The sequence below is a fragment of the Actinoplanes sp. NPDC051343 genome, assembly GCF_044455125.1.
Taxonomy (GTDB): domain Bacteria; phylum Actinomycetota; class Actinomycetes; order Mycobacteriales; family Micromonosporaceae; genus Actinoplanes.
The window spans coordinates 12,259-25,602 of sequence record NZ_JBITEL010000025.1 but is presented as its reverse complement, the minus strand read 5'-3'; the positions used below and the strand labels follow the sequence as shown (position 1 = coordinate 25,602).

General features: G+C 72.7%; 9 protein-coding genes. 3 read left to right on the top strand and 6 right to left on the bottom strand.

The window, feature by feature from the left end; all coding sequences use genetic code 11:
- Positions 1-87: 87 nt before the first annotated feature.
- Complete coding sequence (locus tag ACIA5C_RS46200) at positions 88-1,554, top strand: reverse transcriptase family protein (RefSeq protein WP_396067250.1); 1,467 nt, start codon at positions 88-90, stop codon at positions 1,552-1,554.
- A 145-nt stretch (positions 1,555-1,699) separates the two neighbouring features.
- Here the strand turns inward: ACIA5C_RS46200 and ACIA5C_RS46195 are convergent, their stop codons facing one another.
- Positions 1,700-2,266 carry a DUF5134 domain-containing protein gene (locus ACIA5C_RS46195; protein WP_396067248.1) on the bottom strand — a complete coding sequence of 189 codons (567 nt, stop codon included), beginning with the start codon at positions 2,264-2,266 and terminating at the stop codon, positions 1,700-1,702.
- Positions 2,267-2,345: 79 nt separating this feature from the next.
- Between ACIA5C_RS46195 and ACIA5C_RS46190 the strand changes: the two genes are divergently transcribed.
- On the top strand, positions 2,346-4,232 hold the full coding sequence (locus tag ACIA5C_RS46190; protein WP_396067246.1) for a cytochrome c oxidase assembly protein: 1,887 nt from the start codon (positions 2,346-2,348) through the stop codon (positions 4,230-4,232).
- Here the strand turns inward: ACIA5C_RS46190 and ACIA5C_RS46185 are convergent.
- Complete coding sequence (locus ACIA5C_RS46185) at positions 4,187-4,897, bottom strand: VOC family protein (protein WP_396067244.1); 711 nt, start codon at positions 4,895-4,897, stop codon at positions 4,187-4,189. The genes ACIA5C_RS46190 and ACIA5C_RS46185 overlap by 46 nt on opposite strands.
- A gap of 22 nt (positions 4,898-4,919) precedes the next feature.
- Positions 4,920-6,314 carry an SDR family NAD(P)-dependent oxidoreductase gene (locus ACIA5C_RS46180; protein WP_396067242.1) on the bottom strand — a complete coding sequence of 465 codons (1,395 nt, stop codon included), beginning with the start codon at positions 6,312-6,314 and terminating at the stop codon, positions 4,920-4,922.
- 39 nt (positions 6,315-6,353) lie between these two features.
- Here ACIA5C_RS46180 and ACIA5C_RS46175 point away from each other — a divergent pair, with 39 nt between their 5' ends.
- Complete coding sequence (locus tag ACIA5C_RS46175; RefSeq protein WP_396067240.1) at positions 6,354-6,767, top strand: VOC family protein; 414 nt, start codon at positions 6,354-6,356, stop codon at positions 6,765-6,767.
- On the opposite strand, the gene ACIA5C_RS46170 is transcribed toward ACIA5C_RS46175, so the two are convergent.
- From ACIA5C_RS46170 to ACIA5C_RS46160, 3 genes are all read right to left on the bottom strand, one after another.
- Positions 6,764-11,410: an MMPL family transporter gene (locus ACIA5C_RS46170; protein WP_396067238.1), complete on the bottom strand. Its 4,647-nt coding sequence runs from the start codon at positions 11,408-11,410 to the stop codon at positions 6,764-6,766. The two genes, ACIA5C_RS46175 and ACIA5C_RS46170, sit on opposite strands and share 4 nt — an antisense overlap.
- An 11-nt stretch (positions 11,411-11,421) precedes the next feature.
- Entirely contained in the window at positions 11,422-12,354 is a 933-nt protein-coding gene (locus ACIA5C_RS46165) for a hypothetical protein (RefSeq protein ID WP_396067235.1), read from the bottom strand.
- Positions 12,355-12,543: 189 nt separating this feature from the next.
- Positions 12,544-13,344, bottom strand: a complete 801-nt coding sequence (locus ACIA5C_RS46160) for a YaaA family protein (RefSeq protein ID WP_396067233.1) — start codon at positions 13,342-13,344, stop codon at positions 12,544-12,546.

Here is a 13,344-nt window from a genome sequence, read left to right as displayed (position 1 = left end):
TGCTCGGATGGCAGCGTGTCCCGAGCTGACCGTCGCGCGTCACCGACGTGTCGAGGGTCTCTTCGGGGTACCCCCGAGGGCAAGCGATTGACCACCGCAGCGCATCGCCGGCGCGCTTCCGCGCTTCGCGCAGTCCGGCGCAGGCACGACCGGGAATCGTCGGGGCACGCTGCCTTCGCCTCCCGCCGGCAACCGGCGGCCCGGGTCGCGGGCGCCCTGGCCGACGCTCTGCTCACTACCGACTGGCGCCGGCCGGCGATGCTCGACGCCGTCCGGGCGGTGGCCGGCGGCAATCTGCGGTGGCGGCGGCGGCTGGTCTCCGAGGTGCTGCGGGCCTATCCGCGCCGGCCGGCCGATCGGCCGCGCGAGCTGGGCCGGTTCCTGCTGGGCCTGCCCCGCCGCCCGCCGGAGCCGGCCCGCCGCGATGCCCGGCCCGGCGAACCGGCGGGTGGGGACTGGATCGACGCGGACGGCCGGCTGCGGAGGGCGGCGCTCGTGGAGCGGGCCGTCATCCGGCGGCGGCTCGTGGTTCCGACGCGGGCCGTACGGATGCGGTGGTCCGCGCCGGCCATCGGAGACCTCGCCGAGCTGGCCGAGTTCCTCGGGCTGGACGGTGACGCGCTGGACTGGTTCGCCGACCGGCGGGAGATCAACCGATACGCGCGGGACGAGGCGCTGCGGCACTACCGCTACGACTGGCGCCCGCACCGGCTGATCGAAGCCCCGAAACCCCGCCTGCGGGCGATCCAGCGGCGGCTGCTCGATCAGATCCTGGCGATGGTGCCGGTGCACGATCGGGCGCACGGCTTCGTGACCGGCCGCGGGGCGCACACCTTCGCCGCCGAGCACGCCGGGAAGGCTGTCGTGGTCAGCATGGACCTGCGGGCGTTCTTCTCCAGCATCAGCGCGGCCCGGATCTACGGGCTGTTCCGCGGCGCCGGCTTTCCCGAGCCGGTCGCACACACGCTGACCGCCCTGACCACCACCCGGACCCCGGCTCACGTCCTGCGCGCCGCGCCGGATCCGGCCCTCGCCGCCCTGCTTCGCGCGCCGCACCTTCCGCAGGGAGCGCCGACCTCTCCGGCCCTGGCCAACCTGTGTGCCTTCCGGCTCGACCGGCGGCTGGACGGCCTGGCCCGCGGCTACGGCATGGTCTACGGCCGCTACGCCGACGATCTCGCCTTCTCCGGCGAACGCGCACCCGCCCGGCTGACCGCCCGGGTCGGGCAGATCGCCGCCGAGGAGGGCTTCCGGGTCCGGCCCGACAAGACCCACGTCAGCCGCCGATCCGGGCGGCAGCGGCTGGCCGGCCTGGTGGTCAACTCGCGCCCGGCGGCGCCCCGCGACGAGTACGACCGTCTCCGCGCGATCCTCCACGACGCTGCCACCCACGGCCTCGCCGAGGCGAACCGCGACGGCCACCCCGACTTCGCGGCCCACCTGGCCGGCCGCGTCGCGTGGGTCGGCCACCGCCACCCCTCGCGCGCGGCGAAGCTCCGCCGCCTGCTGCACGAGGCCGTTGCCGCGCGGGACAAAGACCCGACCGCGGGCTGATCCGACAGGGCGCCGACCAGGACAGCCCCACCAAGCATCCAGACCAAACCAGCGCCGCCCGAAGCCGCCAGGCCAAACCAGCGCCGCCCGAAGCCGCCAGGCCAAGCCCGCGCCGCCCGAAGCCGCCGGATCAGGGCCGGAACGATCAGGCCATGGCCAGCAGCGCGAGGCCCATGCCGGCGCTCATCAGGCCGTGACACAGGGCCGACCAGCTCGGTGGCCGCGGGCCCGCCGCCGGGGTCGTCGCCAGGCCGCCGAGGCGCAGGCCGCGACCGAACCACCAGAGCGCCGCGACCACCAGGTAGCCACCGAGCAGCCCGCTGACCAGCCCGGCCGTGGTCAGGTGGGCGCCCTCCACCGGCATCGGCATGCCGTGGGCGGTGGACGCCTGGGCCGGCGTCGTCGCGCCCATCCACGCGCACGCCGCCATCGAACTCGCGAACAGGCCGAGCACCAGCCGCCGGCCCGCCGAGCGGAGTGCCCGCACGACGAACCAGCCGGTCGACGCCGTGAACACCCCCACCCACGCCGCGGGCGGGACCACGGCACCCCACGGCCAGATCATCGCGACCATGGCGACGCCCATCGTGAGGTGGGCCGCCTCGGAGACGCGGCCGGCGCCGGCGGTGCGCGGCATGCGGGCCAGGTGGTAAGCCGAGGCCAGCACGAAGGCCACCGTCAGCACCCACCGCAGCGATTCGGGTCCGATCACGAGTCCTCCCCAACGCGAGCGTTCACAGTAGAGACCGCCGGGCGGTGCGTAAATCATCGGCCGACGTACCATCCGCCGGGTGATCTCCGAACAACGGCGGCTTTTCGCGTACGCCGTGGGCAGCGCCCTGATCGTCCTCACGGTGAGCGTCGTGGCCGGGAAGTTCCCGTACGCGTCGCTCAGCATCGAGGACCCGGGTGCCGTGGTCCGGATCGGCGCCCCGCTGCTGCGGCTGGTCGTGGACGCCGCCGCCACCGTGTGCACGGGCGCGCTGGTGTTCGCCGCGTTCTTCACCCGGCGGCAGGAGCGGGGCCTGATCTCGCCGTCGGCGTTCGCGGCTCTGCGGACGGCCGGGCGGGCCGCGCTCGTCTGGGCGGTCGCCGCGCTGGTGCTCTGGCCGTTCGACATCGCGGCCACCGCCGGGCTCCCGCTGCGCCGGATGCTCGACGTGCACGGCCTGGCCGTGGCGACCTGGACGCTGCCCGGCCCGAAGGCCTGGCTGATCACGGCCGTGCTCGCGGCGTTCCTGGCCGTCGCCGCCCGGCGCACACTGCACTGGCGCACCACCCCGGTCCTCAGCGCGACGGCGGTCCTCGCCCTGCTGCCGGTGATCACCGCCGGTCACTCCGCGTCGGACACCGGGCATGACATCGCCACCGCCGCGATCGCCCTGCACATCCCGGCCGCCGTGATCTGGCTGGGCACGTTGATCGCGCTGATCCGGGCCCGCGGGCTCGGCGACGACCGGCCGGCCGCGTTCCGCCGCTACGCCCGGCTGTCGACGGTCTGCTGGGCCGTCGTCGTGTTCTCGGGCGTGGTCGACGCGGCTGTGCTGGCCCCGGGCACGAGCTGGTTCACCACCTGGTTCGGCGCGCTGCTGCTGGTCAAGGTGGGCGTCATGGTCGTGCTGTACGGCGTACGGAAAAAGCTGGCGACGCCCGGCCGGCTGCTGATCGTCGAGGCGGCGGCCCTGGCCGCCGCCTTCGGGTTGTCGGTGGGGCTGACCGATCTGCCGGCGCCGAAGTTCCTGATCGACGCCGTGACCGGGGAGCAGTCGCTGCTCGGCTATGACCTGGCCGGGCCGCCGACCGTGGTGCGGCTGCTCGTCGACTGGCGGTTCGAGCCGCTGTTCGTGCCGCTGGGTCTCGCGCTCGCCGCGGCGTACGTCATCGGCCTGCGCCGGCGCAGGCGGCCGTGGCCGCGGAGCCGGACCGTCGCCTGGCTCGCCGGTTGTGCGGTTCTTCTGGCGGCGACGTCATCCGGCCTGGGGCGATATGCGCCCGCGATGTTCAGCCTCGAGGCGGTGGACCACATGCTGGTCGGCATGCTCGCGCCGATGCTGCTGGCACTCGGCGCGCCGCTGACGCTGGCCGCGGAGGCGCTGAAACCGGGTGATCCGCCCGGGCCACGCGAGTGGCTGCGGTGGGCGGCCGGCCGGCGGGCGTTCACGAGACCGGTCGTGGTGACGCTGCTGTTCGTGGCGGCACCGTTCCTGCTCTACTTCACCGACGCCTACGACCTGACCGTGCGCTTCCACTGGGCCCACCTGGGGATGGACCTGGTGTTCCTGGTCATCGGCTACCTGTTCGCGTGGACGGTCGTGGGCGCCGACCCGACCCCGGAGCCCGCACCGAGCCTGATCCGTCTCGGACTTCTGCTGGTCGCGATGCCGTTCGACGTGGTGCTGGCGGCGGCGATCGCGGGCAGCGGGCACCGGATCGGCGACGGGCCGGCGAGCGCGAACCTCTACTCCGCCCTGGCCCTTCCGTGGGTGCACAGCCTGGCCGCCGACCAGCGCCTCGGGGCTTATCTCGCCCTGGCCCTGAGCGAGGTGATCATGTTCGCGATGCTGATCGTGGTCGTGCTGCGCTGGCGGCCGACCGCACCCGACCGGGACTATGAGACCCTCACCGAGATGCTTCAGTCCCAGCAGAGGCAGAACGGTTTGCCGGCCGGGTCGGCGTAGACCCGCCAGTTGTCCCCGCTGGAGTTGAGCGAGGTCGCGCCCAGCTCGAGCACCGCCGTCCCGGCGGCGTCGACGTCGCCGACCGTGACGTCGATGTGGATCTGCTGCGGGTAGGCCGGGTCGGGCCAGCGCGGCGCCCGGTAGTCGGCGATCTGCTGAAACATGATCGGCTGGGCCCCGTCCTCGCCGATCATCGCCACGCCGTCGCCTTCGAAGGTGACGGGCTTGCCGAGCAGTTCGGCGTAGAAGGCGCTGAGCTGCCGGGCGTCCGGGCAGTCGAGCATCACGCCCATCAACGTCGTCTGCTGCTGCCCCGGGAACCGGCACAGGTCGAACGGGTGGCCGGCCGGGTCGGCCACCGTGTACCACGCCTCGTTCTTTCGCAGCAGCGTGGCGCCCAGTCCGGCGGCGCGTTCCCACCCGGCCTCCAGGTCGGGCACCCGCAGGTCGAGGTGTGCCTGCTGCGGATAGGCCGGATCAGGCCAGCGCGGCGCGACGTGGTCGGGGCTGAGCTGGAAGGCGATGCGCCAGCCCTCCGGCGCCTCGACGACCACCCACTCGTCCTCGGCCGACCGCTCGGTCCAGCCGCCGAGCGCCGTGTAGAACGCGGCGAGCCGCCGGGGGTCGGGCGCGTCGAGCGCCACCGCACGCAAGGTCCCGATCATCGGTCCATCATGCCCCGCCCGGTCACCAGTCGACGGGCCGGTAGTCCTTCAGGAAGCAGCCGTACACGTCCTCGCCCTGCTCGCCCCGGACGATCGGGTCGTAGACCCGGGCCGCGCCGTCGACCAGGTCGAGCGGGGCGTGGAAGCCCTCCTCGTGCAGGCGCATCTTGGTCGGATGCGGGCGCTCGTCGGTGATCCAGCCGGTGTCGACGCTGGTCATCAGGATGCCGTCGGCGAACATGTCGACCGCGCTGGTGCGGGTCAGCATGTTGAGCGCGGCCTTGGCCATGTTGGTGTGCGGGTGGCCGGCGCCCTTGTAGCCACGCTTGAAGATGCCCTCCATGGCCGAGACGTTGACGACGTAGCGCCGGGCGAACGTCGACCGGCGCATCGCGTCGCGCAGGCGGCTGACCAGGATGAACGGCGCGGTCACGTTGCAGAGCTGCACCTCGAGCAGCTCGAGCGGGTCGACCTCGTGCACCCGGTCGCTCCAGCTGTTGGTGGGCGCGGTGTCCGGCACCAGGCCGCCGGCGTCGATCGCGATCGACCGGGCGGTCAGAGCCATCTCGGTGATCTGCTGCGGGGTGAGGTGCGGCGCCCCGGTCGTCAGGGCGGCGGCCGGCGACGCACCGGCGGTGCCGAAGTATTCCAGCTCGGGCAGCGGGCCGCCGGGCAGCGCCTCCTTCTCGGCGGCCGCGATCGCGGCGTACGAGCCGGGCGAGCGGCGTACGGTCTGGGCCGCATTGTTGATCAGGATGTCGAGCGGGCCCCGGGCCGCGACCGCGTCGGCGAGGCCGCTGACCTGCGCGGGATCGCGCAGATCGAGGCCGACCACCCGCAGCCGGTGCAGCCAGTCGGCGCTGTCCGGCATCGCGGTGAACCGGCGGACGGCGTCGTGCGGGAACCGGGTCGTGATGGTCAGGTCGGCGCCGTCGCGGAGCAGACGCAACGCGATGTACATACCGATTTTGGCACGGCCGCCGGTGAGCAGGGCCCGCCGCCCGGTCAGGTCGGTGCGGGCGTCGCGGCGCTGGTGGTTCTCGGCCGCGCACGCCGGGCACAGCTGGTGATAGAACGCGTCGACCTGCGTGTAGCGCTGTTTGCAGACGTAACAGCCGCGCGGCTGCCGCAGCACACCGGCACTCGCTCCGGCGGTGCTGCTGCTCAACGGGATGCCGGCCGTCTCGTCGTCGATGCGGCCGGGAGCGCCGGTCGCGGTGGCCGCGGTGACCTCGTTGTCGGCGGCCAGGATCGCGTCGCGGCGGTCCCGCCGCCGCTGCAACTTGACCGTCTTGAACAGGCCCGCGGTGGCCCGCCGCACCGCAACGGCGTCGGGATGCTCGGGCGGGAGGGCCTCGGCCGCTCGGATGACGGCCAGGCACTCGGCGAGCTTGTCGGGGTCGATTCGGTTCTCCATCGCCCCAAGACTGTACTTGGGCTGGTTACATGGTCTGCCATGCGGATTAATCGTTCGGCACCCATCGCCACGGTCATCCCGGTTCTGACCTACCCCGACGTGCGGGCCGCGGTGGCGTGGCTCACTGCCGCGTTCGGCTTCGAGGAGCGGGTACGCGTCGGCGAGAACCACCGGTCCCAGATGCGGTTCGGCGACGGCGACCTGATCGTCGCCGACACGGGCAGCCACCGGTCACCACCGGTACCGGATCAGGTCGTCGCGTCGGTCATGGTGCGGGTCGAGGACGCCCGGGCGCACTTCGCGCGCGCCCGGGCGGCGGGCGCTTCGATCGTGATGGAGCCGACCGACTTCGAGTACGGCGAGCGCCAATACGAGGCGAGGGACCTGGCAGGCCATCTCTGGACGTTCACCGAGACCATCGCCGACGTCGATCCGGCCGCGTTCCGTCACTAACTTTCGACCTGCTCGCCGTACCCGGAAAGGTCCCGCGTCGGCGCGTCCTCCGGGCGACGCTGAGCCGGCACGTGGTCGGCCAGCGTCGCCGGCCGGCGGGGCGGCTCCGGCGGCTCGTCACCGAGATGCTCGGGCCGGCGCCAGGTCTCCTGCTGCCAGGTCTGCCCGTACCCCTCCGCCTGCCGCCCCTCCGCGGTGTAGCTACCGAGATCGGTCGGCCGGGCGCCCGGCTTCGGCGGCTGCCCGGGCTCGCCGGCACGGCGCGGCGACTGCCCGACGTAGCCGGCCAGATCCGACGGGCGGTCGGGCGCCGAGCGTTGCTCGATGACCTCACGCCAGGCCGCGGCGACCTCACTCAGATCGGCCGGCCGCCGGCGCTCCTCGCTCACCGGCGCGGGTGCGGCGTTCGTCACCGAGGCCGGATCGAACACCGGGACCAGTGACGGCTCGAATGCGGGCGCCTCGAATACCGGCCTCCGGGCCTCCGGCTCGATTGTCGGCGAATCGGCAGCGGGCGAGTCACGCCTGGCCACGGGCTCCGGCGACCGGTCCTGCGAGGCGGCGGCCGGGGTACGCCGCGGCAGCGTCTCACCGAACGGCGCCGGAGTCGACGGCGCCGGAGTCGGCGGGGCGAACGGCGGGGCCGCCGGCTCGTCGGCCGCCTGGGCGACCGCGGGCGTGCGCCGCGGCAACGGCGCCGGCTCCACGATCGGCCCGGGAGCCGACTCGATCGAACCTGCCGCCACCGGCCGGACGGACGGCACGGATACCGAATATGCCGGCGACTCGGCCGCAGTCTCCGCCAGCACTGACTCCGGCTCCACGGCCGGCTCCACGGCCGGCTCCACGGCCGGCGTCGCCGGCAGGCCCGAGCTAGCGGGCAACACCGACTCGGAGGCAGTCGGCGGCAGCGGTTCGGTCGACGACGCGAGCGGCCCGGCTTCCGCGAGCGGCCCGGCTTCCGCGAGCGGCCCGGCTTCCGCAGCAAACGAGGAGAACGGCCGGGACGACGGCTCCTCGGCCGGGGCCACGCCCGCGGACAGGGTGCCGAACCCTTCGGCCGCCAGACGCTCGCCCAGGCTGGGAACGGCAGGCGCCTCCTCAGCCGGGACCACGGTCACGTAGCGTTCGTCCTCCTCCGCCGGCACCTCCGTCCGGTAGAGGAACGGATCAGGCGCGGCCGGCGCGAAAAACGCCTCGTCTGACGTCGACGACCAGTCGGGAAGGCGGTTGGCCGCCGGCTCCGGCGCCGGGTTGAACAGCTCCGGGAACAGCGCCGCATAGGACTCGTTCCCGGCCCCCGCAAACAGCGGCGTATCGGACGAGCCTTCCGGCTCGGCCTCGGCGCCAACACCAGCCTCGGCGTCCCGTTCCGATGCAGCCTCGTCGCCCGCAGCCTCCCCCAGGACCCCGCCGACCCCAGCCGCCTCCAGCAGTTCGCCACGATCGACCGCCCCAACGGCGTCCGCCCCCGAGGCTCCAACCACCTCGCCGACCGAGTCGGCCCCAGAAGCCCCGACCGACTCCTCCTCAAAAACGTCCGTTCCGAAAGCCCCAGCCGGCTCGCCATCGGCCCCGGCTCCGACCTCAACCCGCGCGCCATCGGCATCCGTTCCGGAAGCCCCGACCGCCTCGTCCGCCGCGCCGGTCGAGCCCCCAACCGGCTCCTCGACGGCGCCCGCTCCGAACACCCCGACGGGCTCACCAACAGCGCCGGCGCCCGAGTCCCCAACCGGCTCGTCCATCACGCCAGTTGCTGCGACCCGAACCGGCTCCTCAAAAACGCCCGCTCCGGAAACCCCAAGCGGCTCGTCGTCGGCGGCCGTCCCCGAAACCCCGACCGGCTCGTCGACGGGGGTCGCTACGGAGACCCCAACGGCCTCAGGTTCGGAAACCGGACCCGCCTCGCCGGCAACGCCGGATCCGGACGCCCCGGACGCCCCGTCAACAAATTCCGCGACGAGGGTCCGCTCCCTCACAGCACCCGCTCCGGAAAGCTCGACCGGCTCGTCCACCGGGACCGTCCCCGGAATGCCGACCGGCTCCTCAGCCGCAGCGGTTGCAGAAACATCGAGGGGATCAGCCGCTCCCGCCGCCACGTCGTCACCCGAGGCATTTCCACCCGCCGGCTCCGGCAGCAGCTCAGCCTCGGCGATATCGTCAGCCATGTCGTCGGCGGTGTCGTCGGCCTGGGCCGACTCGAGCGTCAGGATGCCCGTGGCCTCGAGGTCTTCAGGCGCCGGCCCGTCATCGACGAGTTCGGCGTCGACCGTTTCGGCTGCCGCCGCGTCCTCGGCCGAGACCCCCGCCGCCTCCAGCTCGATCCGTACGGTGCTCTGCTTGTCGGTGCCGTCGGAATAGCGGGGGAAGATCACCGTGTCGGCCGGGAGTGGGAGGGCCGCCAGCAGCCCGGGCCATTCCTGGATGTCGTCGTCGCGGTGCAGCAGTTCCGGCACCGGCAGCGGACGCCGCGCGGGTGCCGCCGGCAGGGCGAAGACCACCGTGTCGTCCGGTGCCGCGTGGCGGCCGGTGGGGGCGGGTGCTTCTTCACCCGCGTACTCGGCGAGCCCGGCTCGCTGCTGGAGCCGCCGCAGCGGCCCGGGTGCCCACCAGGCCGCGTCGCCGAGGAGGCCGAGGACGGCTGGTACGAGCAGCATGCGGACGATCGTGGCGTCCAGGAGCAGGGCGACGATCATGCCGATGCCGACGAACCGCATGCTGGTGACCGCGGACAGCGCGAACGCACCGGTCACCACGATCAGCAGCAGGGCGGCCGCGCTGATCACGCGGCCGGTGCGGGCCAGGCCGGTGGTGACCGCCTCGGCCGTGGACGCGCCCCGGGTTCGGGCCTCGACCATGCGGCTGAGCAGGAACACCTCGTAGTCGGTGGAGAGGCCGAAGACGACCGCCGCCATGAGGATGACCGTGCCGACTTCCAAGGGTGCGGGCGTGATGTTCAGGAGGCCGGACAGGTGGCCGTCGACGAAGATCCACACGAGGATGCCGAAGGTGGCGCTGAGGCTGATGCCGCTCATCAGCACCGCTTTGATCGGCAGCAGGATCGAGCCGAAGGCGAGGAACATCAGGATCAGCGTGGCCCCGGCGAGCAGGCCGATCATCAGGGGCAGTTTGGCCGCGGTGGCCTGCAGGCTGTCCTGGTTGCGGGCCGTCGTGCCGCCGATCAGAAGGGTGGCGCCGGGCGGCACCGGCAGGTCGCGGATCGTCTCGACCGCGTCGCGGGCCGACGCGCTGTAGGGGTCGGTGTCCTTCAGCGTGGCGGTCATGATCGCGCCGGAAGCCGTCCTGATGGTCGGGCTGAGCTGGTCGATGCCGTCGATCGAGCGGACCGCGGCGGCGAACGGCCCCACGTCCTGGGTGTCCTGCAGCACGATCTGGATGCCGTTGTTGGTGAACTGCGGGTACGAGGTCTTGAGCGTCTCGACCGCGACGCGCGAGGGGTCGTCGGGGGGCAGGATCCGCTCGTCGTTGTCGCCGAAGTGCACGCCCAGCGCGGGCGAGGCGAGCAGGACCAGCACGGCGAGGATCGGCAGGGCGACCAGCAGCGGCTTGCGAAGCACCGCGGCGCCGGCGCGCCCCCAGAAATTCTCGCCGCGGAACAGGGGCAGGCGGATCGGCAGTTTGTCGACGCCGCGCCCGATGATCGCCAGCAGCGCCGGGAGCAGCGTCAGCGAGAGCACGAGGGCGAGCCCGACCGCCGACAGACCGCCGTAGGCCAGCGACTTCAGGAAGCTCTGCGGGAAGAGCAGCAGACCCGCCAGCGCGATCATCAGCAGCGTCGCCGAGAACAGCACGGTGCGGCCGGCCGTTCCCATGGTGCGGCTCACCGCTTCGGCCGGTGAGCGGCCGGACGACAGTTCCTCGCGGAACCGGCCGACCATGAACAGGCCGTAGTCGATCGCCATGCCCAGGCCGAGCAGGCTGGCCACGTTGACCGCGAACGAGTTGACCTGGGTGCCGCCGGCGATCAGGTGCAGGATGCCGAACGAGCCGAGCACCGCCAGGCCGCCGACCAGCACCGGCAGCGCGGCCGCGACGAGTGAGCCGAAGATGAACAGCAGCAGGATCAGCGTGATCGGCAGCGAGATCAGCTCGGCCTTGCCCAGGTCGGACGTGGAGCGGGTGGACGAGGCGTCGTTGAGCGGCACGCCGCCGGCCAGTTGCACCGTCGCGCCGGGCACCGTGAACGCGTCCTTGATGTCGCGGAACTGGTCGAGCTTGGCCCCGTCGTCCGGCCCGGCGAGCGTGATCACGGCGACCGCGCTCTTCTTGTCCTTCGCGGCGAACGACACCGACCTGGCCTGCCAGTAGGAGGAGACCGCTTTGACGTCGGCCTTGGGCAGCGCGGCCAGCCGGGCCTTGACCGCCTTGGTCAGCGCCGCGTCACCCATCTTGCCCTGGGTCGGGGTGTAGATCGCGACCACGTCGCCGCTCTGGGTGCCGAGTGCCTGTTGCACGATCGCCGCGGCGCGGCTCGACTCGCTGTGCGGGTCGTTGTATCCGCCCTCAGTGAGCTGCCCGAAAACGCCGAGCCCCCAGAGGCCGGCCGACAGCACCGCGACAAGCGCGACGATCAGCACCGGCCACCGGAAGCGGGCAACCCACGAACCCCAGCCCGCGAACACTCGATCCCCTTTCACCGCAGGGTGGCCGCCTGAAGCGCCACCCCGCCGCATCCCGTCCCGAACGCGGCGTCGGTGTTCCAGCGCAGCGTGATTTTGCCGTCCTTGGGTGCCCGGTAGCGCAGCGTGAAAACGGCGGTGTGGAATGTGCCGTCCTTCTGCTCCAGCGTTGCCGACCTGGTCGCGCTGCCGGTGGTGAGCTGAGCCGACAGGCGGCCCTTGCCCGAGATGATGCCGACGTACAGCTTCAAGGTGCGTGTGGTGTCACCGGCCGGTGCGGTGATGCTGAAGCCGTTGCCCTTGCCGCAGGTGCGGATGCCGGTCGTGGTGCCCTCGGTGTGGTCGACCGGGTCGCCGCCGGTCCAGGTGAACTGTTGCGGGCTCAGCGCGTGCCGGAACCGGGGCGCGGTCGGCGCGCCCTCGAGGATGGCGAAGCCGCCCTTCTTGTCGCGCTCGAGCGAGAACGTGCTCTGCTCACCCCAGTGCACCCAGTCACGGCCGCCCTCGGCCGACAGGTTGACCGTGCCCGGCACCGCGCCGGTGGTGATCGTGAGCGCGCCGGGGTCGGGCGCCCTGGTGGTCGGCGTGGGCGACGGCGAGGAGGTCGACGGCGACGGCGACGGGCTGGTCAGCGGGATCAGGCCCTGGCTGACCGAGGACGAGGGCAGCGTCACCTCGCCGAGCGCGGGCGCCTCGGGCACCGCGACGTTGGGCGCGTCGCTGTGCGTGCTCATCGCCCGGCTGGCCGCGAAGCCGAACCCGACCACGACCAGCACACCGGCCAGGATCACGGCGGCCGACGACAGCGTCTCGTTCCACCGGCGACCCTCGTCGGGCGGCGGGAGACCGTCGTCGTCGCGCCGGCGGGTGCCGGTGGTGCGCGGGGCCGCACGGTGCCCGGTGATGCGTTTGCGGATGGGCAGGCGACCATTGCCGGTCGTGGACAACCGACCCTCCCCGGTCGTTCTCTGGCGGAAGAACATAGCCCTGGCGGATGTGTTGTTTACAGGGGGCGTACAGCTTGAAGCAACTCCGCAGCTGTGCGTGAGGGATAAACGATCTCACCTCAAACAGTGACGGAGAAGAGCGGATTGCGTGACGATCCGGACGGCCGAGGAGGCCCCTCGGCAGTTCGGTCAGAGCTCGGTCACCACCACGTCGAGCTGCCGGGGCCGTCCGGGCACCGCGGGCTGCTCTTCGACTGTCAGTTTCAGATCTCGCAGGGCCATGACCAGCTCATCGACGGTCGCGGGCGTCGCCCGGGCCTCGGCCAGGGACCGCACGATGCGGCCCTTCGTCGCTTTGTTGAAGTGGCTGACCACCGAACGCCGGGTGCGGCCACCGACCGTTCGCTCGTGCAGCACCCGCACGCTCGCCGAGGTCGCGGCGGGCGGCGTCCACATCGCCGCGTAGGAACCCGAGCGAAAATCAAGAACCGGCTGGTCACCGGCGGCGCGATCGAGGGGCGCTTTCAGCGCCCTTTTCCAGTACGCGGTGAGCCCGCCGACCGGTGCAGCGAGCGTCGAGCCGATCGCGCACCGGTAGGCGGGAATGCGATCGTCCAGGCGCAGGACGCCCCACAGCCCCGAGAACACGACCGCCCGGTCGCCGAGCCACGCGCGCGCCGCCGGGGAAAGGCCGGCTGCGTCCAACGCCTCGTACAGAACTCCGGTGTAGATCTTCCAGGCCGGCGCCGCCGGCGCCGAGCCCAGGCCACCGTTTCGGGTGATCTCCGACCGCTGCCCCTCGGTCAGCCCGAGCGTACGCAGCGACTCGGCCACCGACCGCGCGCTGGTCCGCTTGCAGAGCGTCACGAGCCGGGTGAGCACACGCTTGCGCGCGGTGGCCAGTTCGGGCAGCCACAGAGCGGCGGGGTCGACCGGGTCACCGGTGACGGCGGGCGTCTTGCCCTCGGACGGCGGCAGCAGGATGAGCAC